Raw genomic sequence first — 23,990 nt, 5'->3', positions numbered from 1 at the left:
TTGTTCCGTAGCGAGGGATCAAATCAGGGTGTGAATGATCACATTGTTCACATGGATTCCACCCTGAGGCGCCGCACCGATCTGAGCATGGACGCCAAACGGCAATCCTGCCGCAGAAACGCAGTCATCCCTCAGGCTGTGTAGCTCACTGCCTTTGCTCTGATACAAGGAAGGCCATGCCAATCATGACCATGAATCGCCTGTTGATGATCACGTGCGTGGCCATGGGCTGCATAGCAGCCCCACAAGCAGCAGAGGCGCAGGCACAGCCCAATCCCGACCAGAACGCCGCACTCAATGCGGCCGCCAGGATGACGGAAGGGCAGCGCACTTACTTCCAGAAGAACGGAGCCTTCCGGGCCACCGTTTCCTCTATCCAGCAGGATTTCGGCATCACGCTTCCCGCCAGCTTCGACTATGCCGTGCGCACCACCACGGAAGCCGCCTATAGCTATGTGATACCCGCCCAGGGTTCAACAGTGGGACAGCTGAATGCCTATGTGGGAGCAGCTTTTCTCACACCCAATCAGAATCCCATGATCACCACGATCATCTGCAGAAACCTTCAACCAGGCCAGATCCGTCCGGCGGATCCACAGCTCGTGCTGGGCACCTTAATGCCGAATCCCAGCGGCAGGCTTGTGCAATGCGGCGACGGCTCCATTGAAGTGCAGGCTTCGGTGGTCAACGAGTAACGCCAAACGTGCTGGCCTGCGGTGAGCGGACATTCGGTGTGCAGACATGCGGTGAGGATGCAATCAACACCGCAAGGGCCAGCCTCATAAGACTTACGGCTTGGGGATCATCATGTCTGCGTCAACAGGAGGATGGGCGGCGCTACGGGAATGGCGCAGAACGGACGACGGCGACACACCAAAGGTGCGTTTGAAGCTGGCTGCAAAGGAGGAGAGGTGAATGAAGCCATAGCGGCGGGCAATGGTGGCCACCGTGTCTGCCGACTGGTTGTGGAGCAGCTCGCGGTGCACGGCATGCAACCGCCGCTGCTTCACCCATTGCATGGGGCTGCAGCCAAATCTCTCTTGAAACAGATACTGGAGATTGCGCACGGAATAGCAACTACGGCGGCTGAGTTCGGTGGGCGTGATCGCGGTGTGCAGATGGGCTTCGATCCACTCCAGCAGTTCTGCAAAGATCTGATCTCCGCTGGCGTGGGGGAGAGGTTGCTCAGTCCCTTGGGCGGCGGCTGGACACAGGATGGCGGCAACCAATCGGTACACCAGATCTTCCAGCTGCGCCGCCTTGATGCCACCCACCGACTGAAGCAATGGGGCCTCCACCAGGCGCAAGGCCAGGTGCAGGTGGTTGAGGAGATCCGCCTGCGGGGAGATGCCGCTGCCATCCACCAGCAGCGTGTTCTGGAACTGAGGCACAAAGCTGCTGGTGTTGCCAAGCTGTCCCACCAGGGCAGAGGCGGTCTCAGCCAGTCGCCGGCGGTCCAGGCAGATCATCACCTCCTCGAAGGTGTCGGTGCTGGCGGTGAAGGCGGCTCCAGGCAGGTAAGCCGCCATCGGCCCACCCTGGAGCGAGAGCCGCTGCCCATCCGTGCGCACCTGAGCATTGCCAGACAACGGCAGGATCAGGGTGGAGAAGGCACAGTCGCCGAAGCCGATTTCAATCGGTGCGTGGCGGCTGCAGGAGACCGTTGCCTCTCCCAGCTGCATCACTCCACTGCGGTGGTAGAAGCCTGAGCACTGTGGACCTTCCAGGAAGCCCAGAAGTGGCATGGTCTGCGCCACACGTTCCAGCAGGGCGGCCGGGTCGTCGAGGGCCACAGCCTGCGACTCCAGCACCGTCAGAGGTGTGTGAATGCCGGAGTGCCCGCTTTGCACAGCGCACGTCAGGAGCAACCAGCAGGGATCGTACAAGGAGCAACAGGTGATGCCTCTGGCCAAGCGTTGAGGCGGATGAAGGCTCAGCTGGCGTGAAGGTCAGCGCCCCGCTTGCCCATGGCCCTCCCGCACGAAGTGCCGGGGCTGCCAACTGCAGAGTGAGACGAGGCGTGCGGTGGAGGTGGTGGGGACCGAGCCAGCGGCTGGCACCAAATGGCGGCAAAGCTCACGTTCAAGGCGAGCTGGCGGAACTGAAGACTTCCAGAATCCAGCGTGGCGGCATCGGTGCGGACCAAAGAAATGCAGGGCGTTGGCCTCAACGCCGAACGGCGTGCTGAAGTTCGTTGTTCTGTCGTCCATGAAGGTTGTCTCCACCGATGTGCTGTCACCCTGGCTGAGATCAGTACGTGGTCGTGCGCCTTGGCGGCCACTGGCCACTCTCTACGCAGCGTTGCGCGTTTGCTGGTCTGCAGTGATGCGGCCATCCTGAATCTGGATGATGCGTTCACTGTTCTGGGCCACGGAGGCGTCGTGCGTCACCAGCACGATCGTGAGGCCGCCGGCATGCAGCCCTGAGATCAATTCGATCACCTCCCCGCCCGTGCGTGAATCGAGTGCGCCGGTTGGTTCATCGGCCAGAAGCACCTGCGGCTGGTTCACAAGCGCGCGGGCGATCGCCACTCGCTGCTGCTGGCCGCCGGAGAGTTGATTGGGCCGGTTGGCCAGGCGATCAGCCAGCCCCACGCGCTCCAGCAGTGTTTCCGCACGCTCACGTCGCTCCAGGGGTGAATACCCTGCATAGACCATCGGCAGCATCACATTCTGCAGGGCGCTGAGGCGAGGAAGAAGATTGAATTGCTGGAACACGAAGCCGATCTGCAGGTTGCGGAGATCCGTGCGGTCGTTGTCGCTGAGTTTGCTGATCGCACGAGCGTCGAAGTAGTACTCCCCCGTGCTCGGTTGCTCCAGGCAACCGAGGATGTTCATCAGTGTCGACTTGCCTGAACCGGAGGTGCCCACAATCGCTGTGTAGTCACCGCGCAGCACTGTGAGGTTGATGTCGTGAAGGATCGTCAGCTCCTCCTCACCCAGTTGATAGGCCTTGGAGATGCTTCGAAGTTGCAGCATGGCTCAATCGCTCCGCAGGGCTGTGATCGGATCCAGCTGGGCCGCCTTGTTGGCGGGATAGGCCCCAAAGAACACACCAATCACCAGGCAGAAGGCCAGCGACCATCCCACCGCATCCAGGGCAATGCCACTGCTCCAGCCAAACGCCGCATTGATGGCCAGTGAGGCCACCACACCCAGCAGAACACCCAGCACTCCGCCCACCAACGACAACACGGTCGACTCGATCAGGAATTGACGCAGGATGTCGCTGCAGCGCGCCCCGATGGCGCGGCGAATGCCGATCTCCCTGGTGCGTTCGGTGACGGACACCAGCATGATGTTCATGATGCCGATGCCACCCACCAGCAGGGAGATGGCTGCTGATCCACCCAGCAATCCGGTGAACACATTGGCCACGGCGTTTGAGGCATTCACCAGGTCTGCCTGGTTACGGATGGAGAAGTCGTCCACCAGAGGCGGCACGATCCGGTGCCGAAGACGCAGCAGGTTGGTGATCTGATACTCAGCATCCGCCATGCTTTCCGCCGATCGCGCCGATACGGCAATGCTGTCTACGGATACTCCAGCCGTGGTATTGACCCCCACGATGCGCGAGGCCATCGTGGTGAGTGGGATCAGCACCTGATCATCCTGATCGCGGAAGCCGGTGCTGCCCTTGAATTCCAGCGTTCCGATCACCGTGAATGTTTCCCCACGGATGCGGATCATGCTGTTGGGGGCAGAGGCCGCCGTCAGGCCAAGGCTGTCCACCACCGTCTGGCCAAGCACAGCCACCCTGGCCGATTGATCAAGTTCAGCCGTGTTGAAGAAGCGACCGGTGAGCGGCAGAAAATCACGGACGACAACATAATCAGGCGTACTGCCCAGGATGGTGGTGTTTGTGTTGCGCTCAGCCAGCACCACCTGACTGCGTTGGGAAAGGTTGGGGGCAACAGCGACAACGGCCCCGCACGATTCAGCGATCGCCCTGGCATCGTCCCAGATCAAGGTGGTGGCGGAGCCTGCCCCAGGGGAAACCGGCCCTCGGCCCGTGGCCACACCGCTCTGTACAAAGATCAGGTTCGAGCCCAGTGATTTCAACTGGGCTTCTGTTTGCTGCTGGGCGCCACGGCCGATCGTCACCATGCTGATCACGGCACCGATGCCGATGATCACCCCCAGCATCGTGAGGGCGGAGCGCATCCGATTGGCCAGCAGCGAAGACCAGGCCATGGCGAGGCTCTCGCCCAGATCGCCGCGCTGCCGGCCCTGCCGCCGTTGCCGACCAGTGGATGCCATCAGCGCGGCAACCTTCCCGGGCCACGCGGCTGCTGCAGTGGCGACACGCTCGACACCGGGCGACTGTTGGGCTGGCGTTGGCCCGGCGCCGACACATACACCCGATCGCCTTCCTTGAGGCCCTTGAGCACCTCCGTTCTGGCGCCCAACGTGGCGCCCACGGTCACCGGACGGAACACAGGCTGCTTGTCGCCCCCCAACACCATCACCCCAGAGCCACCGCTCTCGCTCACGATCGACGGGGTAGGGATCAACAGGGCGTTGGCTCGATTGCCCACCAGCACATTGGCGGTGAGGTTCATTCCTGAGCGCAGCTTGCTGGCGGCTTCCGGACTCAGGGCAATCCGCACCTGAAAGCTGGTGACGTTGGCCTCCACAACCGCTTCTGGCGCCACCAACCTGACCGTGCCGCGAAACAGCTCACTGGGAAACGCATCCACCTGCAGCTCCACCTGCTGGCCTGGCTGGATTTCCCCCACATCCATCTCCGCCACATTGGCCACCGCCTCCAGCTCACTGGCCAGCGCCAGGATCGATGAAGAGGTGGCCGAGCTGGTGGCACTGGCAGAGGTGGTGGGCGTCACAAACGCCCCCACATCTGCGTACTTCTGGGTGATCACCCCGGTGAAGGGCGCACGGATCACGGTGTCCTCCAGCTGCGCCTGCACCGAAACAAGATCTCCCTGTGCCTGCAGCAGCTGTGCTTGGGCGGCTGCGATGTCTTCACGGCGGGCGCCGGCCTGCACCAGGTTCAGCTGCGCCCGCAATGCCCCCACCCGTGCCTCACCGGCAAGAAACGCTGAGCGGCTGGCGTCGAAGGTCACGGTCGCAATCGCGCCGGAGCCATACAGCTGCTGGTTGCTGCGATAGCTGGAGCTGATCGCGATCTGATCGGCCAGCGCCGCCTGCAGATTGCGTCTGGCCGCCTCAATCTCCTGAGGTCTGTTGCCGGCTTGCAGCCTGTTCAGGTTCGCCTCTGCAGCCGCCACCACTCCCTTCGCCCGCAGCCAGGTGCCGCGAAGGTTGCTGTTGTCCATACGCGCCAGGATCTGACCAGCGCTCACCCGATCGCCCTGATCCACGGCCAGGAAGGTGACCCGACCCGGCTGCTTCGGGCTGATGTTCACCGGTGTGGTGGGTCGGATCGAGCCAGCGGCCGTGACCTTCAACACCAGATCGCTGCGTTCCACGGGCGCTGTCTGCTGTGCCAGTGCGACTTGTCTGGCCTGCGTCTGACGCTGCTGCATCAGCAGCCAACCGACCGCGGCCACACAGAGGGCGATTCCCGTTCCCACGACGATCAGGGTCCGCCGCGGCGGAACGTGCGAAGCCTGGGGCCGGGAAGGCTCAGGCTCAGCAGGGGCGGGCGGGTGCCGTGCTTCGCTGCGGCGAATGACGGTCTGCAGCAGTCCGAGGGGTGTCGCGGGGATCCTGGCGGGTTCTCCTCAACCATCGTTCACCCCGATCACTGTGGGATGACCCCAGCGGGCGTATGTGTGACCGGGTGTGAGCTGCGCTGCTGGTGGGTGATGCGCTAGCGGTGCATGAACGAGTGAAAACGCCGCGTCCCTCAGCGTTGCAGCAGCCAGCGCAGGAACGAGAGCGTGATCAACAGACCCACGCCCACAGTCCAGATCCAATCAGAGCGGTCGGTTAGCCGTTGCAGCCAGGTGGGCAGCGGCGTGCCGCGTTGCAGAAGCACGGTGAACAGAAGCAGCAGAGCCGTTGGGATGCCGATCGCCAGCAACAGATCGCGGAACATGGACCGAGGTTCGCCGCCAGCATCAACTTACCGAGGCTGGTGAGCGTTGCCGCACCTGGCTGACGCTGCCAGCGTGGCAACCACAGCTGCCATAGGATACGTCAGCTGTTGCAGCACGCGTGAAAAAGATTGCCGGCCCTGTTCGCAGGGCTCTGATCTATGGGCTCATCAGCTATGCAGGGCTCGTTGTGATCAACAACGCGGAGCTTGATCTCCCCAACATGTGGGTCGCCTATCTGCCGATGTTCATCGGCGTGTTTGTGGCAACGCAATGGCTCGACAGGAAGTTCGGAGAGTGAGACGTTCAGGCATGGGCAGCGAACGTTCGCAAGTGAACTCTTGATCCTGCCTTTACAAACGCCTCGGCACGACTGGCACTTACAAATGGCTCTAGACAAGGCAGAATCATGGTCAAGAACAGATTTCGCTGCCTTGCCACAGGTACGCCCGGCTCTTTAACCTAGATGCTTGTCGAGGAACGCACGGTGGAGGCGAGCCCGGTTTTGGGCATGGACGATTTCTGTGGAATGCGAGCGATGCCTTGCTCAATGACCGCGACCAGCAACAGCTGGAGATCATTTCATGAGATCTGCTGCGGCCGTGGCACTATCCGCCCCCTCAACCTCCCGTGAGAGCTCCACAGTCTCTTGATTCAGAACATGCGCGGGAAGCTGAAGCTACTCGAGACTTTTCAAGAATAGAGAGAGTTTCATCTCGAATTCCCTGATCCGTTCTCTTGTATCCCAAGATAGATAAATGACGACCGAACAAGGGCGCAGATCTACTGAGCTTTATCGGAATTAATTGGATTGGAGGCCTCATTCTATCACTCTGGATCTTGCTAATCTTGGCAAGTTGACTCAAGGTTAACTCTGCAGTGCGACTGGCCAAAGAAAGAACGGACGTAATGGAGAACAAAGCCGATGATTTGATAAGCTCTATAGTCATTGCTTGAGATGGATGGACCTTCAATACAGAATCGAAGATACTCCTCAGGAAAGGCAAAGGGATTGCTGCCTCTAGATCAGCAATAACAGGATCAACTAGGATCTGCTGCTGATCGCGTAGAGAAATAATGTGGGCATCAAGCTGGCTTAGCTTATTCAAGAGTTCGTCAGCCTGCTCTGGAACTTCCAGCTTCAATGCCGAAATGATATTGTCCGACTTGGAGATCTCTTCGCTGTCACTAAGAAGCTCAAGCAGTGCCACATACTTACAGCCAAGACTATGGGCAATCCAGAGGTAGTCAACCGAACAGACTGGTTCATTCTGCAGGCCATCTGCCATAAGTAGAGCTGCCACTTCCGCTCTAAGCTCAGACTGGTAACTGGCGAGGGACAGGGAAACATCCCAATGGCGAAGGGAAAACCGGAATGGAAGAGCAACAATTCCGTAGCCAGCTTCGTAGATATCCCGAAGATAGGCGCGGTAAAACACAGTAGGGAAGGAGCCGAAGAATGCCCCGCCCAAGAAAACCACGATCGCATGGGGCTGAGCCGGAAGAGCGGCCCAGCCAAAATGGAGAGGGTGAAACTTCATGGGTAATGGCTATGCATGCTGGCATCACTTTTTATCGATTAGCTACGCGTGAGGCTTATCAGTGAGCCACCATTTGCCAGAGGAAGTGCATAGGATAATTCGCCGAGAGCTGCTGTGTTATCTAGGTTAGAGCCATCAAAGAAAGTTCCTCGGCGCTCAGCAGTCACCAGGACATCAGACGACTGCTGCATGTTTGAGGCACTCAGCGAGAGCTCCACATAGCCTCTGAGCTCAAAATCAACAGCCTTTAGAACATCAGGCTTGGATGCATCTGGCTGAACAATCAGCAGCCCCGTGTCATGTGGGTTTAGGAAAATGCTAAACTTTGTTCTTACTACATCCCCATTATTGGGGCTGGGCCGATTCGCAGGTGGGGGATCTTGCGTCAACGATGCAGGACCGTTTTGACCGATAACATCAAATCTAGCCAGAATCTTGCTTGGAACAAGCCCTGGCGTGATCGTCACAAATGTAACCGAGAGCCCGACTCCTTTGTCGCTCAAGTTGGATACGGTAAGAAAATATCCCTGAAGAATGACTCGGGTGACTTTCCCCAACGCTGGAATCTTTACTGTCAAGTCCTTGGGCAACTGAGGCTTAAGAAGAAGCTCAAAAGTTGATAGAACAGTCATTTTGAAATCTTGAAGTAAATATCAAGATTTAGTTAATGACGATCATCCCTTTTGGTCAATGCTCCGTCACTCATCGTGACGTTGATGTGTCGGCGATGCCAGGAAAAGCAGTTGTGTATTGCGCGACACATTGGCCTGCCTTGATCCGTCTACCTGGAAAGTCGGGATCTCTCCATACGCCGTAATCACAATCAACATCCAGCTTGATGAGCAGCGCAGGGCACTGCCGCACCAACTGAGCAATCAACTCACCTGCAATGACAAGCGTATGAGGAGCCGTGTCCCTGCCACGGAAACGCCAGGGCAGGGCATTTAGCATTGGCGCAAGCTAAAGAGCGGCCTGTCCATCCTTGTGAGTGTTCAGGAGAGGTGGAGCAGTCATTGGGGTCAGGCTTGGGTGGTAGCTCAGATGAGCGGCATCGATCCCAGTGCCTTCCTCTTCCACTGACGAACCAACCCAGCAGCACCCTCTCCGCTGTCCATCAGGCCACACCGTTGGCCTTGAACCAGCTCAGCAGCCGCTTCCAGCCATCCGCTGCGTCTGCCGCTCGGTAAGTGGGGCGGAAATCGGCATGGAAGCCATGGGGAGCGTCGGGAAACACCACGATCTCGCTGCGGCTGCCGGCAGCCTTGAGGGCGGCTTGCATGCGCTCCACCGACTCGAGCGGGATGCCGTCATCCTTGCCGCCGTACAGACCCAGCACCGGCGGCTTGAGCTTGGCCGCCACATCCAGGGGGTAGAAGGGCTGCTCCGGCGTGCGGGTTCCCTCCAGGCGGCCATACCAGGCCACGCCAGCGGCGAGCTTCGGGTTGTGGGCGGCGTAGAGCCAGGTGATGCGGCCACCCCAACAGAAGCCGGTGATGCCGAGCTTGCTGATGTTGCCGCCGCCGCTGCTGGCTGCCCAGGCCACGCTGGCATCGAGGTCGGCCATCACCTGGGCATCCGGCACGGTGGCCACCACCGGCAGGATCGCGGCGATATCCGGCAGCTTGGTGACATCCCCCTGGCGCTCGAACAGGCTGGGGGCAATGGCCAGATAGCCCAGACGCGCCAGGCGGCGGCACACGTCCTGGATATAGGCATGCACCCCGAAAATCTCCTGCACCACCAGCACCACCGGCAGATTCGTGCCTGCGGCTGGCCGGGCCCGGTAGGCCGGGATGGAGCGGCCCTGCACCGGAATCGACACGAAGCCGGCGGTGAGGCCCTCTGCAGCTGTGGTGATCGTGGACGCCGCGATCGGCCGCACCGCTACCGCGAAGCCAGCCGCCAGGGTACCGAGCAGCAGATCACGGCGGCGCAGGCCCTGCGGGCCGGCTGAATCCGAAGGCATCGAGGGCATGGCGTTGTAGGTGTGGCACGGATGTGTTCATTCTGCTGCGTTCTGCTGATTACGGCTGCAACGAATAAAACCAGACGCAACGTTGCAGGTGGTGCGCCGCTGTGATCGTGGCTAGAGGTGGGTGGTGCCGATGCACAAAACACATAGGAGAACAGACATGAAAAGATTCATCGCCTCATTGATTTCGGCTGTGATTCTGATGACAACCCTGCTGTTCCAGTCACCCGCTATGGCCCTGGCGTCGTCATCCTCACCGGTCTCAGGTGAGCGTGGCGTAGCAACGAGCCAGGTGGAGACCGTCTCTCAGCAGGGCGACGACAAGGCCCAGGACACGATCGGCTCCATCACTGGAGAAGGGGGCCAGAAGGGGAAGCAAAGCGAGGCGAAAGCCAAGGCCGCCGGTAAGACCGTGGACCGCAACACCAAGGAACTCGTTGCCAACGACAACAAGATGGTGAACAAAGCGGTCAACTGACCCACGCCGTTCCGTTCAGCCAGGGAGCCGAGGCCACACGAATCTGTGAGGCATGCCAGTCAACTATGTGCGCGGGCTCACGGCCACGGTTCGCACAAGGCGCAGCAATACCCACCTGGGCATCGGCCTGGCGTTCGTGGCCGGCGCCACCAATGCCGGTGGGTTTCTTGCCGTGCAGCAATACACGTCCCACATGACCGGGATCGTGTCGTCGATGGCGGAGGCGGCCATTGGTGGCGACTGGTTTGTGTTGAGCACAGGCGGCGTCGCCCTGGCTGCGTTCCTCATCGGTGCCGCAACAACAGCCATCCTGGTGAATGCGGCGCGGCAGCACAATCTGAGCAGCGCCTATGCACTGCCGCTGCTGCTGGAGGCGCTGTTGCTGCTGCTGTTCGGCACGATTGGCGCTCGCCTGAATGAGATGCATGAGCTGTTCGTGCCACTCACTGTGGTGTTGCTCTGCTTCATCATGGGCTTGCAGAATGCGGTGATCACCAAGATTTCGCATGCAGAGATCCGCACCACCCATGTCACCGGGCTGGTGACGGATATCGGCATCGAAGTGGGCAAGCTGCTGCTGGTGAATCGGCCCCCACACGCTGTTCAGCCGCCTGTGGTGGTAGACCGTGAGCGCCTGCTGCTGCTGCTGCTGCTCTTCTCCGGCTTCTTCAGCGGAGGCGTGGTGGGCGCGGCCGGCTTTCGTGCCATCGGCTTCGCCGCCACGGTTCCCCTGGCTCTGGTGGTGGTGGCGCTGGCCTTGATCCCGGTGATCGACGACCTGCGCCGCACCGCCTGAGTGACACCACCCCCGTGGGCCGGGCCAACGAAACACGACAGTTTCCTAAGCCACCAGGCAACCCCGGAAGCCACTGGCCAGCATGAAACCCCTTTCCAGCACTGGCCTGTGGCCGCCCGAAGCAAGACGCTGACGCTGGCCGAGGTGAAAGCGTTGATCCAGACGCTCCTGGGCAAGCCGGAGCTGGACGAAGCCGATCTGCTGGCCTTCGCACAGACGGTCAACGGGGGAGCGTTCAAAGATCCGCCGCCACCGAAGCCCAAGCCCCCCACCGCCACCGAGCTCAAGAACAAGGTGCTGGCCCACTTCCACTGCAAGACCGTCACCCAACTGCGCAAGGACAAGAACTTCCAGCTCTCGATGACGGGGGAGGAGGTGGCGCTGAAAACCAAGGACGACTGGCTGGTGCTCTACCGGCGCTTCATCGGCATTCCGGCCAACGAGCGGAACCTGGAGGACGGACCCACCGTGATCAACGGCATCGACGTGCTGCAGCACTTCCGGCCCTGGGTGGTGTTCGGCCTCGACCCGAAGACCGCCAAAGCCGATGAGGTGCGCGAGGCGTTCCGCCGCCTGATCCAGCTGCACCACCCCGACCACGGCGGCGATCCCCGCGTGGCGGAACGCCTGCAGACGATGAAGGACTCGATCCTTGCCCTGATGCCCTAGAAACGATGCGCGACCTGCTGACCGATCGAGAAACGGCGAAGATTCTCGGTAAACGCATCGACAGCCTCTACAAGATCGTGGAGACCTTCGATGCCAACGCCGACGACGAATGGGAACTGGTGGAGGGCGACCATTTCGAGTACAGCGGTCCTGCGGTGGCCGGAGCCAACGGCAAGCGCCCCCGGCGTTTCAGCGAGGAGGGCGTGGAGGCGCTGGCCCGTTACATCGAAGCCAACGAGAAAACGGGGGTGCTGGGTTGGTTCCGCGAGCGGCTGTTCAAGCTGAAGCAGAAACGCAAACAGCTGCTGGTGTCGCGGCGGATCACCCAGGAGTTCATCGAAGCCGGCGGCACCCTGGAGATCCGTGGCGATCTGGCCTTCGTGAGCCGCAAAACCACCGTAGGCATCCTGCAGACCAACTACCTGGGGCTGAACAACTCCTGGAACCGGCTGCGCACCGCAGGCACGGAGGAGGGCGAGGAAGCCTTAGAGCTCAACAAGGATTTCCTGGAGAGCGAGGAGCGGCAGGTGCTGATCAGTCAGCGGGGCATCGCCCGCGTGGCCCGCGACATGCGGGTCAACAGCCGCATCACCAAAACGCGCCAGGCCTGGATCGAAGCCGTGGGCGAGGTGGTGGAGACCTGCTTCAACTCCGAGATCCGCTACCTCACCGAAGGGGTGGACCGGGCAATCAAGCGCGCCAAGTCGGCCGCCGGCCATCGCTGCGAGATCACCGGCAAGAAGGCGGCGGTGCACAAGAAGATCGACCTAGACGGGCACCATCTGTTCGACCGCCGCAGCCGACCTGACCTGGCCGACCTGCCGGAGAACATCCTGGTGCTGGTGCCCGACCTGCACCGGGAATTCCATGGCTGGAAGAGCGGCGCCTGCAGCCCTAAAGACGTGCTGGTGTTCATCGAAGCCGCGCGGGGGGATCTGTTCGATCCGGTGAACTCGCGCGACATGAAACGGCTACGGGCACTGACCCACCGGCTGCAGCGGTTTGAGAGTGAGCGGGAGGGGCAGAAGGTGCGGTATCACCGGGGCTAACGTCCGCGATCACTGGCACGTGTTCAGCGGATCGCATTGTTAGCCTTCATTTTGGATTAGATTCACATCACCTACTTCTGTCAGCGCGGATAGAGATAGAATCCAGTCAATCGTCTTGCAGAGATCGTCTAAGGGGATAGGCGCCTGCTCTGGAAATCTTCCTTCTTCAATATCCTTCTGTACTTCCAGTGTCGCCACGTTGCCGGGATTAATCACAGTAAATCCGATCTTCTTCCGTCGATAAACAAGACGCAGCGCCTGTACCGCTCCACGAAGACCGAACTTCGACGCCGTGTTGGCCACTTCAGGCGTCGCGGAATGATCAAGTCCCGATAAGGCACCAATGAAGATTGCTCTCGGACTCTCGGTCAGAGCCAAGTTCTTCGCAATGCCTCGGGATAGTTCGATTGGGGCAATTAAATTGACACTGAGGACAAGTCGCGTTTCCGCATCAGAACTGTTCTCGAAAGAAAAGGCATCTGTGAAAGCGCCCTCTTCCCACACGCCGCCCAGATAAAGAAATCCATCCAGCGGGCGATCACCGATGGCTTCGCAGACCATGCTGATTCCGTCGTGGGTAGATACATCTGCTTGAATCCACTCTCCAAAAGGAGGCTTCGTGCGAGAAACTCCAACCACTGAGTGGCCTTGTTCAATCAGATGCTGAGTCACTGACGCACCGATTCCACGACTGGCTCCAACAACGAGAAAGAACTTCATTGTCTTTGGGCTAACGCTCATGATCGGCAGCGGGCAGTAGCCCTTTTAACTCATCAATCACCATTGCACCCGTCCGCGGAATCTTGATGGTAGCCATCCGTACGTTGAATCTTCAGCATTTCGCATGCGCCTCGCTGGAACTCGTAGCTCACCCGCTGAATCGTCACTTGGTGACCAGCTGAACGCAGCATCTCGATACTCCCTTCAAGATGGGGCGACATTGCACCACCGAATGCAAGAAGCGGAAACACCCTGACCTCTTTGGCAACTCGGCATAGCTCCAGCAGCGAAGAATGGTGAAACCCTTCATCCAACTGTTGGCTATACAAGAAGAGAAGATGCGAGCAGAGAGCCAAGTCGAATGAAGCGTCAGGAAAAGGAAGAGTTGGCAATTCCGAGTTCAAGTATCGTTCCTCAACTAGGCCAGCTGGATAGTCATCCAAGAAAGCTTGCATTGTGGCCATGCGGGCCTTGCCGAGCTCCTCGACCGATGTGATCACCTCCCAAACGAACTCATTCTGGTTCTGCCTGGTCTGATCAATCACTTGCTCATAGGTTGCTGCAATTCGAGCTTCGATATCTTCCTTGCTGAATGCATAGATAGGATCGCATGAAATAACCTGTGTTCCTCTTTTGGTGGCTTCTGCATTGAAGCTTGCTGGTCCATCTCCACAGCCAAGGATTCGGCCTGCCATATCAGACCCGGCCAGTGAGAACATGGCAGAGTACTCCTTGAACGAACGACCCCAGGGAACAACCTGATCTAGCGTGAACATGACTACTTTGGTGAATGGCTAACTTGTGCTTAGGCGGTTCCGCCCCCCGACGGCAGGCCCTTTCCTGAGAAGGCAACTGAGTTCACTGCAATTCAGTCGCTTAAATCCTTACCCCGCAACAGCACTCTAAGCAGGAACCCCAACGCCAGCCGTGGTTAACGGGTCCGTGAACCACTTGAGTTCACGGCTACAACAGAGCGCCACGCTGTGATTCAAGCGGGATGCTCCAACGGCAACCCCTGCGCCTTCCAGGCCCGCAGGCCGCCGTGCAGGTTGGCCACGCGTGTGAGCCCATTCTTCAGCAGCTGTTGAGTGGCCAGGGCGGAGCGGCTGCCGGAGTGGCAGAGCAGCACCGTGGGGCGATCCGCGGGAATCTCGTCAGCTCGCGTCTGCAAGTCGGGCAGGGGAATCAGCAGGCTGCCTGGGATGCGACCGTCCGGGCCCTGCACCTCCGCTTCGGAACGCACATCCACCAGCGTCAAGGTCTGGCGGTGTTCGGCCACCCAGCCGGCCGTGAGCTCCGGCAGGCCGGCATAGCTGCGCTCAATCGGTGCCCAGTCCTCCGCTTCCTCCAGGCCACCGTCCGCGGGCCTGCCGCAGCGGAGGTTGGCCGGCAGGGCCACAGCGATTCGGTTGGGGTGGGGAAGGTGCAGGTTCTCCATGTAGCCCACGAAGTCGCGCTCGTCGGCCTCACCCCCGAGCCGGGCGTTGTAGGCCTTCTCCTCGGCCACCGAACTCACCGCCCTGCCGCTGTAATCGTGGGCCGGGTAGAGCAGGCAGTGGTCGGGCAGGGAGAGGAGCTGCTCGGTGATCGAGTGGTAGAGGGTGGAGGCATCTCCCTGCTGAAAGTCGCAGCGGCCGCAGCCGCGCACCAGCAGGGCATCGCCGGTGAAGGCCAGGCTGTGGTCATCGAGCACGAAGCTGAGGCAGCCATCGGTGTGGCCGGGGGTGGCGCGCACCTCCAGGTGGCGGCCGCCGAAGCTCACCAAATCACCGTGGCGCAGGGGCAGGGTCACGTTCTCAGCCCCGGCGACGGCGGCCAGGGCGATAGCGCAGCCGGTGGCCCGCTGCAGCCGCCAGCTGCCGGTCACGTGGTCGGCGTGCACGTGGGTGTCGAGGCTGGCGACCAGATCGATCCCCAGTTCGCGGATCAACGAAAGATCGCGGGGGTGCTGCTCATACACCGAATCGATCAGCACCCCCTGCCGGGAGGCCACCTCCGCCAGCAGATAGGTGAAGGTGCCCGTCTCGGCATCAAACAGCTGCCGCAGCAGCAGCGGCGCACCGCCGGCGGCAGCCGCCAGGGGAAAGGAAAGCCCAATCAAGGCGGTCACCGAAGACTGTTGGACCATAAGCACAGAAGCGACAGCAGGGAACTGCTGGTGGGTAGCCGCCTGACGTGCTCCCCATAAACCGCGCCAGGGTGAAGGAGAAAGAGAGTCTTCAGCGGTACAAGGGGTGGCGCAGGAGCAACCCTGCCGATCAGCCCATGCGGCAGGCGTCGTAGTGGTGGTTCTCTCCTTCATCCACAAACTCACCAACAACCTGCAGGCCAGCGGCGGCAAGGGCGCGACGGTACGCCTCATCCCCGAGGGAGACGCAGTGACCGCCCATCATCGTGTCTGTCCAGGCCACCGCCTGCACAGGAGCGGTGAACAGAAAGCGGCCACCAGGCCGCAGAGCAGCAGAGACGCGACGGATCAGTGAGCGCTGCCCATCAGCTGGCAGCAGAAACAACAGGCCAACGGCAACAACTCCGTGGAATGTGCTCATAAAAAAACTGGACTCTTCCACGGGCTCGCACGCCACCCTCGCCTGGGGAAAGCGCTGCCGAAACGCAGCCACCATGGTGGGAGAGGCATCCACGGCTGACACGTTGCAGCCTTCGGCCAGCAGGGCAGCAGAAATCGGCACGCCGCAACCGCAGCCCAGATCAAGAACCGAAGCACCTGCCGGCAAGGCCCGGCACCAGCTGCGCACGGTGGCGGCACCAATCGAGGAGCGCTCGGCCACAAAACGGGCCGCTACGGCTTCCCAGCCATTGGATCGATCAACCTGCACCCACCGCCTCCGCTGACAATGGCCTGGCCCCGTCCATCCTCAGCCAACGGCGATCAGGACGAACGCTGCCCCTACTCCACAACAAACGCACGCTTCACCTGATCGATACAGCGGCTGTCGGGTGTGGTAGGCATCAACCAGGCGCAAACAGCGCCCATGGCCGACACCCAGGAAGGTAAACACCTAGGCGATTGTGATGGTCTTCGCTGTGCTTACCCACCAGGTTGTTCCTGCCTGCAGCTGAGCGTGTCGCTGCTGAGAAGGTATGGATGGCATGCCGCCCTTGGGGATTGGGTCCTCGGTAGAGACGTAAGCGAGCAGAGGGCCGGTCCGTTCCTGCTGGCCGCGCCGCCGCTGAGTGCCGTTGGACGAAGCTCCAGCGGCTCGGCTTGTTGTTCAGCAGCCTCCTAGGATCGGCCTCGCTAACGATCGACCAGTTCGGGACGGTTGGACGCATGGGCACGACACGACGCGGGCTCGACGTCAGCACCGACGACGAAGGCGCCATCACCGCCATCGACACCTTCACCGACCGCCTCTGCGGTCTTGACCTCGGTGCCGAGAGCGTGCTCGACGCCGCCGCCACGTTCGCCGACGTGGCCAGCCTGCAGCTCGGCGCAGCGATGGTCGGTCTCTACGGCCAGACCACTGAGGCCTCCGCGCTGGCCACCGGCCACCTCGCTCGGCTGGCAACGCTCGAATCCGCGCTGAACGAACGGGAGGCCGCCACCCTTGCGGCGCTGCGGCGATGGGACAACGGCGATTTCCTGCTCGCGGTCGAGCTGCTTGAGGCGCTGGTCACACGCTGGCCCACCGATCTGCTGGCGGTCAAGGCCCTCGAGTTCCTTTACTACTTGCTCGGCCAGCAGCACATGGGGCCACGGTTCCTCGACCAGATCGAGCGCATCGCCGAACCCAATCGCGACGACCCGGACTTCCTAGCCGTGTGGTCCTTCGCCACCGAACTCGCCGGCAACGCCGAGGCCGCAGCTGAGCTGGCTGAGCAGGCCCTCGCCCTTGACGCTCACACCCCATGGGCTCAACACACGCTCGCCCATGTGTTCATCACCCACGGCGACCCGCCCGGCGCCATCGACCGCCTGGCCGGCTTCCTCCCCGTCTGGCAAACCAGCAGCAGGCTCATCTACTGCCACAACGCCTGGCACCTCGCGGTGGCGCATCTCGACCAGCTCGACCGTGACGGCGCCGACGCCGTGTTCCGCGACCACATCTGGGGCCTCACCCCTGACAGCCCCGGCGAGCAGATCGACGCCATCTCCTACCTGTGGCGCGCCGAGATGGCCGGCGCGGCCGTGCCCGACGCGACCTGGGCCGATGTGGCCGACCACGTGGAGGCCCGCGTTCACGAGTGTGTTTTCCCGTTCCTCAGCGCCCATCACGGCTACGCCCTGGCCCGCGCCGGGCGCGGCGATGCTCTGGCGAGGCTGCGGGAGTCAGTGCAGGCCCGCACCGATCGCGGTGACGGCGAGTCGACGCGGGTCTGGCAACCGGTCGGACAGGCGGTGGTCGAGGCCAGCATTGCCCACGGCGTCGGTGACGACGCCACCACCGCGGCGCTGCTCGATCCCGTGATGCCGGCGGTGACCGCCGTCGGCGGAAGCGACGCCCAGGACGATCTGTTCCGCCTCGCCTACCTCACCGCCCTCGCCGGCGCCCACCGCCACGCTGACGCGCGCCGCTATTGGGAGCTGATGACGGCCTTCAAGACCCCGTCGCCTCTGGATCTCCAGCTCCGGGCGCAGGTCTGATGGGAGCCCCATTCAGGGACGGTGCCCCAACTCCACAACAAACGCAGGCTTCACCTGATCGACACAGCGGCTGTCGGGAGTGGTGGCGGGGCGTGCCAGAAAATCTGCGGCGATCTGGGTGACGCAGGCTGCGGCCGGCGTGCCCCCCGGCGCGAACAACGCCCCATGACCCACACCCGGGAAGGTGACCACAGTGGCGGTGGTGAGATTCTTCGCCACAGCTTCGCCGTAGGGAGCAGGCGTGACGGGGTCGTAGCTGCCGTTGAGCACGAGGGTGGGGATCTGGCGGTTTCTGTAGACGAAGGGCGGCTTCTGCTCCACCTGCAGCACCTCGCAGGCCCGGTTCACAGCTTCGGCTTCGCGGAGGCCGAGGGGAAGCAGCTGTGGATAGGCGGGCGGCAGCACCTGGGCCGGATCCACCTGAATCGATCGCGCCCGCGCGCAAAGAACGGTGTGATACATCTCCTTCGCGCCAGGGGGCTCCAGATCGGAGAGCGCCTCAGCCACCCAGGCGAAGTTGCCCCGGCTGGCCGCCTGAATGAACCGGGGCAAGGAACTGCCGCGGGTGGACTCACCGGAATAGGGGTGCGCCAGATAGGGAACCATGGCCGTCACGAAGGCATTGCCATCGAGCTTGGTGACGAATGGCTGCTTGCTGGAGGGGATGGTCAGCGTGAGGGGCAGAGGCTTGCGGTTGAGCTCATCAACGATGGCGAGAAACGTCTGCTCAAGCTTGGGATAGGCGGCGTTGCAGGCGGGATCCTGGGCGCAGGCCTGGAACACGTTGCGCAGGGCGTAGCTGAACGTGTGGCTGGAGGCCAGATTGAAATCCACATCAGGCCGCTCCACGCCATCAAGGATCACGCTGCGGAGCTTGGCCTTGTGCTGATCCGCCTGGGCGATCACATACTGCCCCAGCAAGGTGCCATAGGAAACGCCGTAGTAGTTGAACTGCGGATAGCCCAGCGTCTCCACCACCGCATAGATATCGGCGGCATTTTCGCGGGTGTTGAAGGCACTGGGGTTGATGCCCTGTGCCTTGAGGCGCTGATTGCAGGCCTGGATCCAGCTGGCATCGGTATAGGGGATCTCCCCCTTCGCCACCGCAATGTTGTGCGCATGGTGCTCCGGGCAGAAGAGGAACGGTTTGGCAAACCGCGTGCCACGCTCCTCCACGAAGATCAGATCACGGCCCTTCAACAACGCCGGGAGTTCCGGAAACTTCGGTAGGGCACCATTAACAATGTCGCCAATCGTGGAATCCCCCGGGCCGCCCTGCTCCACCACCAGGGGATCAGCAGCAGGGGCACCGCCGCTGCTGCGGGTGCGAACCACACCGAGCTGGATCGTGCGGCCCTGGGGTTGCGCGTGCTGCTCCGGCACGGTCACGTAGCCACAATCCGAGCGGGGGGCGATCGCGGCAGGCACAGCAAAGGTTGTGCAGTCGACACGGGTCCATGCCGCGCCAAACCGGGCCCGATCGGCAGCCGCATGGCTCACCCCACCACTCCCAGCGGCCACACACGCCACGGCAAGGAGCGTGAAGGGGCCAAACCGAGCCAGCGTCCTCTGCGCCAGGCGAACGGTGCGTGCCGGAAGGCGGGAAGGACGAAGCTGCATCAGGACCAACGTTCTGCTGAATTCAAGCAAAGAACCGTTGTGAGTCAGTAGTTGGTGCTCACTCTCACCATCACTGTGTGCTGCTGAGGATCAAGCACGGCGAGCATGAAGTCGTTCACGTCCGTGTCGAGCGTGTCTCGCACGGTCTTGGGCGCGTGCAGGATGTTGGTGCCTGCGGTTCTGATCTGGTACCAACCGATGGGCGGATGGGGAGGCATCGTCTGACGGAACTGCCCCAGCAGCTGCTGATCAGTGGAGTTGCCCACGCCCCCCGCCGCTCGGGCCCTACGAATACCGGCGAGGTGCGCCAAGGTCGTCTCAGGAATCGGCAGAGGTTGCCACTGGCTGGTGGCCTTCAGCCGGCGCGTCAACGCGTCGAAGTCGCCCTCGCTGAGCTCAAATACCATCGTGATCTTGAGCCCTTCGCGCCCAAACCAGCCCGCCTCCGCCGGCGACACCTGAGCCATCAACACTCTGGCCGCCGCTGGAATGCCGTACTGGCGGCGAATCACCTGCTCGTCTGTCTCAGGCGCCATGCAGCCCGCAAGGGCGAAAGAGGAGAGCAGCACGGGGAGCAGGAGTGGCCTCATGGGGTCAGATTCTGCTGGGCGGGGGGCTCTGGGGTTGTTGGGGGCAGTAGATCGAGATGTCGGCTTTGAACAGGTAGGTAGGCATAAAGCCCAAGCTGCGGGGCGACTTCTGCGGAGAACGCTTGACATTTACTCGCGTGGCTGGATCCTGAAAGAGCCAATGAAATACCGGTAGCTGAATGAATCCATTCATGAATAATCGACCGCAGTCGCCCTGAACCGAACGTTCGAAATCAGCGGCGGTGGAGCGCAGCGGAACCGTCCGCTGCATTGAGTGGTTAGGTTGGTGTGCCTGGATCTTCAACCAATTCTATTTCAGGCGCGTATGTGTCTCGAATAATTAAGCCGGGAATGGTTTTTGAGAACAGCAGATGAAGATCGATTAATAGTCCCGAAACCCCGGAACTGAATAGATTCCCAAGGATGACGAGCTCCGAGTATTGAACCCCGTGCCCTGGTTCTTTGGGATGCACAGCGACACCATCACGAATTGCTCTGATCCTCCCAAATGCCTGCCAGCGACGACCACTCTTATCTAGCTTCTTCCCACCAGAAATAATTGGAATCCACTTTTCAACCTTGTCATCAAAACTGACTTTTGCCGTTTTTGAGTCAACGAGTGTTTGAGCCGGATGTGTCCTATTCCATTCATGAACCTGGGTTCCAAGGAACGCCTCGATCGCGGATACTCCGTGCACAAATGCCGACAGAATTTCGCGATAAGACAACCCCGCTACGCCCCTTTCTAGTGCCTCGTGGGCTGTTTCATACAGGGCCCAATACCCCTCTGGGGTGAATAGGCCCGGCCCATCCACTTTTGTAATTTCTTCACCAGTGCTGAGATCAACCCTGGCCATAGAAGCGCCATGCACCTGCAATGTGCTTCCAAGCAAATTCTCAAAGAGTGGAACTCGAGTTTGGGGATCTCGGCATTGTTCTACCAACTTCTGGAAAACTATCCCATTCCGCTCGAATGATCTCTTCACATCAGCGTCAGTAGAGAACCTTTCCAGTTTGTTTTGATTCCCCGCCTTCGCGAATAGAAGAATCATCTCTTGCGAAGCACTACGAGAGAGTCTCGGTTTGCGAATCAATTTCGTAGTCTGCATTTCGATTGATCCTCGAAGCGAAATTCAACCAACCTAACGCTTGCCATCACCTGGCCGCAAAGCTCCTTGGATAAGACCAAAGAATCATCGGCGGCGGCCCAGGTGGATGGCATTGTTAGGGCGCTTAGGAGATCGCCGGGTCAGGGATGATCCGCAAAGGGGCGGCGACGGCAAACTCGCATGCAGAGGACAACCCGGCTTCGAGAAGCCGTCGCCAAACAGCACACGCCGTTGTCCCATACGTGAAAGATTCGTCCACCATAAGCACTGATTGCACCTCCGAGATCTCCGCGGGAGCAACGAATGCAAGTGCACTGTATAGGGCGTCGCAAGACCTAGTGTGTCCAGCACGCACGTCGACGTTGCGTGTGAGGTTTTCTGACCAATCCCGCGGTATTCTGAGTTCATCAGTAACAGCCCTTTGATACGGCACCGCATCGTCTCGAGTGGACGGTGGCCGAAGCACTACATCGAACCTCCTTCCTGCCAAGGCGTCTACGAACAGGGAGATGGCTAACGGAAGTACACGAGTTTCGTAGTCCCTCGTACTCTCGCTCCAGTCCATCGATGGGAACTGGCGCACACGATGGAAGAGGGCGAGCTCGGAAGTTCCAGCGACCCCATGTCCATGCGTGGAGATGTAGATCAGTTCGAAGGATCGCTGCACCCCTCCGACCGTGATTGAGAGTGTCTCGTTCGACATGCTAGTAGAAATCATAGTCGGCCTAACGCTCACCATCACCTGGCCGCATATAGCATCGCGCAACGGGGACTAACTTGCGGTGGCGGCTCAGGTGCATGGTGATGTTAGGCACCCTTGCTAGACATGGCAGGCACATCAATCTCCTTGATACAGGTTTGGCGGGATAAGCACAAAACGCAGTCGATAATCATAAGTAGATCATTAAGCGGAATCGCATCTGTTGCGGGAGCTCCAATCTCTGTTAGGTCCGAGGGAACCTCTGGGGTTCCCACATTACCTGGATTGATCACTGTCACAGATATCCGGTCAGGCCGAAGCTCTTCACGCAATGAGTGGACCACGCCTCGGAGCCCAAACTTCGAAGCAGAATTTGCGACCTCTCTGCTAGGAAAGTTATCACGCCCGGAAAGAGCTCCCATGAAGATGATCTTCGGATTGCTGGACTTTCTCAAAGCAGGCAGCAGTGCCTTTACGACTCTGATGGGTGCCAAGAGATTGACATTTAGGACTCTAGTAATCTCCTCATCAGAGCAACTTGTAAATGAGTATGATGACGTAAAGGCATTTGTCTCCCAAGTGCCTCCCATGTAGAGAAGAGAATCTAGAACTCCTTCCCCAGCAGCTTCTGCAACCGTATTGACTCCCTCAAGAGTCGAGACATCCGCCTTAATCCACTCGCCATACTTTGAGGCCGAGCGCGACACAGACAATACTCGTTCTGACTTGGCAACGAGGTGTCGCGCAACAGCCTCCCCAATCCCTCTGCTACCTCCAACGATTGCGACGTTTGCCATGTCAGGAATTTCAGGTGTGCCTAACGCTTGCCATCACCTGGCCGTAGAGAGGTGGCGGAAACAATGAGAAGCCTTGCGGTGGCGGCTCTGGTGAATGGCAATGTTATACGCCTGTCAGGAGACACAGCAGATGCTTTCATGAGGTAAAGAGCCAGTAGTTTCTACTGCTGCTCAGATTCACAGTCGCATTACGCTGGTCTCAAGCCTAGGTTTAGTGGTGGCTTTTCCCGGGCAGAAGTCATGAGGCTTTTGTCAGCCCTTTGTATATCTATTCACCGGTTAAATCTGAGTAGGGCTTCTAAGAGCTGGTCCCTTGCCGGCCCCTGTATAATCTTCATAACCACTAAACAGCCGAAATCCAGCGTGGACGAACAGACCAGCCCGAGCCCTTTTACCCAAAACGTCTTTCATTTTGATCAGGACAACCTAAACTTTAATGATTTAGCGAAGGACGTTAATGGATTTACCCATTGGTCGGCTCGTGAGTATATGACAATGCTCGGATATGAGACTTATGAGACATTTCGAAAAGCAATCAATAAGGCGATCTCTACTTGCACCACTTTGGATATCGACGTATCGGATAACTTTCAGCAGACGACGATAGACATTGCGGGCCAGCCTGAGAAAGACTTCAGGTTGTCAAGATTTGCATGTTACTTGGTGGCGATGAATGCCGATCCCAAGAAGCTGCAGGTTGCTCAAGCGCAAGCATTCTTTGCAGCAACAGCTGAAACAATCAGAAGATACGTTGATAATGTTGAGGATGTTGAGCGGGTACTGATTCGAGAAGAAGTCTCAAGCCATGAGAAGGCATTGAACTCCGCAGCAAAGACTGCTGGTGTTTCCGGCCAAGGGTTTGCATGGTTCCAAAATGCAGGCTACAGAGGTATGTATAATATGAATTTAAGCCAACTCAGAAAGCATAAGGGCTTGCAGCAAGCAAATCGCTCACTACTTGACTTCATGGGCAAAGATGAACTCGCAGCTAATCTCTTCCGGCTGACTCAGACTGAGCTCAAACTAAAGAACGATCAAGTCCGTGGTCAGAATAACGCCGAACGAGTCGCTGAAGATGTCGGCAAAAAGGTGAGAAAGGCAATGCTTGAAATTAGTGGTACAAAGCCCGAGGACATGGAGCTCGCCGAAGACATCAAAAAAGTTCGGACATCCTTGAAGCAGACTCATAAAGGACTCAATCAGATCGATGGATGATCCTGTTGTGCCCCTCACTTGTATAAATAGATACTCTATTTGAGATTTGAAGAGAATTTGTCCAGCGTGATCGCTTGTGCGTATAACGCCCAAGATCAGCGGCGGCCAG

At 59.8% G+C, this 23,990-nt stretch carries 24 protein-coding genes; 8 read left to right on the top strand and 16 right to left on the bottom strand.

The genetic code is table 11. From position 1 onward, the window contains the following. Positions 1–224: 224 nt before the first annotated feature. Entirely contained in the window at positions 225–695 is a 471-nt protein-coding gene (locus KBY86_RS01960; RefSeq protein WP_255140072.1) for a type IV pilin-like G/H family protein, read from the top strand. Between the two features lie 93 nt (positions 696–788). Here KBY86_RS01960 and KBY86_RS15195 read toward each other — a convergent pair whose 3' ends face one another. The 5 genes from KBY86_RS15195 to KBY86_RS01935 form a co-directional block, all read right to left on the bottom strand. Beyond that, positions 789–1,850, bottom strand: a complete 1,062-nt coding sequence (locus tag KBY86_RS15195) for a helix-turn-helix domain-containing protein (protein ID WP_255139964.1) — start codon at positions 1,848–1,850, stop codon at positions 789–791. Between the two features lie 441 nt (positions 1,851–2,291). Beyond that, the gene (locus tag KBY86_RS01950; protein WP_255139963.1) at positions 2,292–2,978 is read right to left on the bottom strand and encodes an ABC transporter ATP-binding protein; all 687 of its coding nucleotides are present in this window, start codon (positions 2,976–2,978) and stop codon (positions 2,292–2,294) included. 3 nt (positions 2,979–2,981) lie between these two features. Continuing rightward, positions 2,982–4,259, bottom strand: coding sequence for an ABC transporter permease (locus tag KBY86_RS01945; RefSeq protein ID WP_255099622.1), 1,278 nt, complete (start codon positions 4,257–4,259; stop codon positions 2,982–2,984). Beyond that, positions 4,259–5,449 carry an efflux RND transporter periplasmic adaptor subunit gene (locus tag KBY86_RS01940; RefSeq protein ID WP_255139962.1) on the bottom strand — a complete coding sequence of 397 codons (1,191 nt, stop codon included), beginning with the start codon at positions 5,447–5,449 and terminating at the stop codon, positions 4,259–4,261. The genes KBY86_RS01945 and KBY86_RS01940 overlap by 1 nt, the downstream gene beginning before the upstream one ends. A gap of 380 nt (positions 5,450–5,829) precedes the next feature. Continuing rightward, complete coding sequence (locus tag KBY86_RS01935; protein WP_255099624.1) at positions 5,830–6,021, bottom strand: hypothetical protein; 192 nt, start codon at positions 6,019–6,021, stop codon at positions 5,830–5,832. Between the two features lie 119 nt (positions 6,022–6,140). On the opposite strand from KBY86_RS01935, the gene KBY86_RS01930 reads away from it, so the two are divergent. Beyond that, entirely contained in the window at positions 6,141–6,320 is a 180-nt protein-coding gene (locus tag KBY86_RS01930; RefSeq protein WP_255099625.1) for a hypothetical protein, read from the top strand. A gap of 319 nt (positions 6,321–6,639) precedes the next feature. Here the strand turns inward: KBY86_RS01930 and KBY86_RS01925 are convergent, their stop codons facing one another. The 3 genes from KBY86_RS01925 to KBY86_RS01915 form a co-directional block, all read right to left on the bottom strand. Then, entirely contained in the window at positions 6,640–7,560 is a 921-nt protein-coding gene (locus KBY86_RS01925) for a DUF1350 family protein (protein WP_255099626.1), read from the bottom strand. 38 nt (positions 7,561–7,598) lie between these two features. Then, positions 7,599–8,150, bottom strand: a complete 552-nt coding sequence (locus tag KBY86_RS01920; RefSeq protein WP_255139960.1) for a hypothetical protein — start codon at positions 8,148–8,150, stop codon at positions 7,599–7,601. Positions 8,151–8,674: 524 nt separating this feature from the next. Next, positions 8,675–9,526 carry a dienelactone hydrolase family protein gene (locus KBY86_RS01915; RefSeq protein ID WP_255099628.1) on the bottom strand — a complete coding sequence of 284 codons (852 nt, stop codon included), beginning with the start codon at positions 9,524–9,526 and terminating at the stop codon, positions 8,675–8,677. Positions 9,527–9,734: 208 nt separating this feature from the next. Between KBY86_RS01915 and KBY86_RS01910 the strand changes: the two genes are divergently transcribed. From KBY86_RS01910 to KBY86_RS01895, 4 genes are all read left to right on the top strand, one after another. Further along, positions 9,735–10,010, top strand: a complete 276-nt coding sequence (locus KBY86_RS01910) for a hypothetical protein (protein ID WP_255099629.1) — start codon at positions 9,735–9,737, stop codon at positions 10,008–10,010. Positions 10,011–10,062: 52 nt separating this feature from the next. After that, entirely contained in the window at positions 10,063–10,806 is a 744-nt protein-coding gene (locus KBY86_RS01905; protein WP_255139959.1) for a YoaK family protein, read from the top strand. A gap of 108 nt (positions 10,807–10,914) precedes the next feature. Further along, positions 10,915–11,475 carry a J domain-containing protein gene (locus KBY86_RS01900; protein WP_255099631.1) on the top strand — a complete coding sequence of 187 codons (561 nt, stop codon included), beginning with the start codon at positions 10,915–10,917 and terminating at the stop codon, positions 11,473–11,475. Between the two features lie 5 nt (positions 11,476–11,480). Next, positions 11,481–12,524 carry a hypothetical protein gene (locus KBY86_RS01895; RefSeq protein WP_255099632.1) on the top strand — a complete coding sequence of 348 codons (1,044 nt, stop codon included), beginning with the start codon at positions 11,481–11,483 and terminating at the stop codon, positions 12,522–12,524. Positions 12,525–12,563: 39 nt separating this feature from the next. Here the strand turns inward: KBY86_RS01895 and KBY86_RS01890 are convergent, their stop codons facing one another. From KBY86_RS01890 to KBY86_RS01875, 4 genes are all read right to left on the bottom strand, one after another. Then, positions 12,564–13,265, bottom strand: coding sequence for an SDR family oxidoreductase (locus KBY86_RS01890; protein ID WP_255139958.1), 702 nt, complete (start codon positions 13,263–13,265; stop codon positions 12,564–12,566). A 32-nt stretch (positions 13,266–13,297) separates the two neighbouring features. Further along, on the bottom strand, positions 13,298–14,020 hold the full coding sequence (locus KBY86_RS01885; RefSeq protein WP_255139957.1) for an SAM-dependent methyltransferase: 723 nt from the start codon (positions 14,018–14,020) through the stop codon (positions 13,298–13,300). A gap of 212 nt (positions 14,021–14,232) precedes the next feature. Continuing rightward, positions 14,233–15,372 (bottom strand): MBL fold metallo-hydrolase, encoded by a 1,140-nt coding sequence (locus tag KBY86_RS01880; RefSeq protein ID WP_399220960.1) that lies wholly within the window; start codon positions 15,370–15,372, stop codon positions 14,233–14,235. Positions 15,373–15,502: 130 nt separating this feature from the next. Then, positions 15,503–16,081, bottom strand: a complete 579-nt coding sequence (locus KBY86_RS01875; RefSeq protein WP_255139956.1) for a class I SAM-dependent methyltransferase — start codon at positions 16,079–16,081, stop codon at positions 15,503–15,505. Positions 16,082–16,473: 392 nt separating this feature from the next. On the opposite strand from KBY86_RS01875, the gene KBY86_RS01870 reads away from it, so the two are divergent. Beyond that, entirely contained in the window at positions 16,474–17,850 is a 1,377-nt protein-coding gene (locus KBY86_RS01870) for a hypothetical protein (protein ID WP_255139955.1), read from the top strand. Positions 17,851–17,862: 12 nt separating this feature from the next. Here the strand turns inward: KBY86_RS01870 and KBY86_RS01865 are convergent, their stop codons facing one another. The 4 genes from KBY86_RS01865 to KBY86_RS01850 all read right to left on the bottom strand — a co-directional run bounded on the left by KBY86_RS01865 (position 17,863) and on the right by KBY86_RS01850 (position 22,666). Beyond that, positions 17,863–19,278, bottom strand: coding sequence for an alpha/beta fold hydrolase (locus tag KBY86_RS01865; protein WP_255139954.1), 1,416 nt, complete (start codon positions 19,276–19,278; stop codon positions 17,863–17,865). Between the two features lie 236 nt (positions 19,279–19,514). Further along, entirely contained in the window at positions 19,515–20,060 is a 546-nt protein-coding gene (locus KBY86_RS01860) for a hypothetical protein (RefSeq protein WP_255139953.1), read from the bottom strand. A gap of 278 nt (positions 20,061–20,338) precedes the next feature. After that, positions 20,339–21,112: a hypothetical protein gene (locus tag KBY86_RS01855; protein ID WP_255139952.1), complete on the bottom strand. Its 774-nt coding sequence runs from the start codon at positions 21,110–21,112 to the stop codon at positions 20,339–20,341. An 864-nt stretch (positions 21,113–21,976) separates the two neighbouring features. Further along, the gene (locus KBY86_RS01850) at positions 21,977–22,666 is read right to left on the bottom strand and encodes an SDR family oxidoreductase (protein ID WP_255139951.1); all 690 of its coding nucleotides are present in this window, start codon (positions 22,664–22,666) and stop codon (positions 21,977–21,979) included. A gap of 363 nt (positions 22,667–23,029) precedes the next feature. Here KBY86_RS01850 and KBY86_RS01845 point away from each other — a divergent pair, with 363 nt between their 5' ends. After that, a complete protein-coding gene (locus KBY86_RS01845; protein WP_255139950.1) occupies positions 23,030–23,881 on the top strand; it encodes a hypothetical protein in 852 nt (283 codons plus the stop codon). Positions 23,882–23,990 lie beyond the last annotated feature (109 nt).

This window comes from Synechococcus sp. Lug-A, from assembly GCF_024345655.1.
Lineage (GTDB): Bacteria > Cyanobacteriota > Cyanobacteriia > PCC-6307 > Cyanobiaceae > MW101C3.
This window is presented reverse-complemented; position numbering and strand designations above follow the sequence as displayed.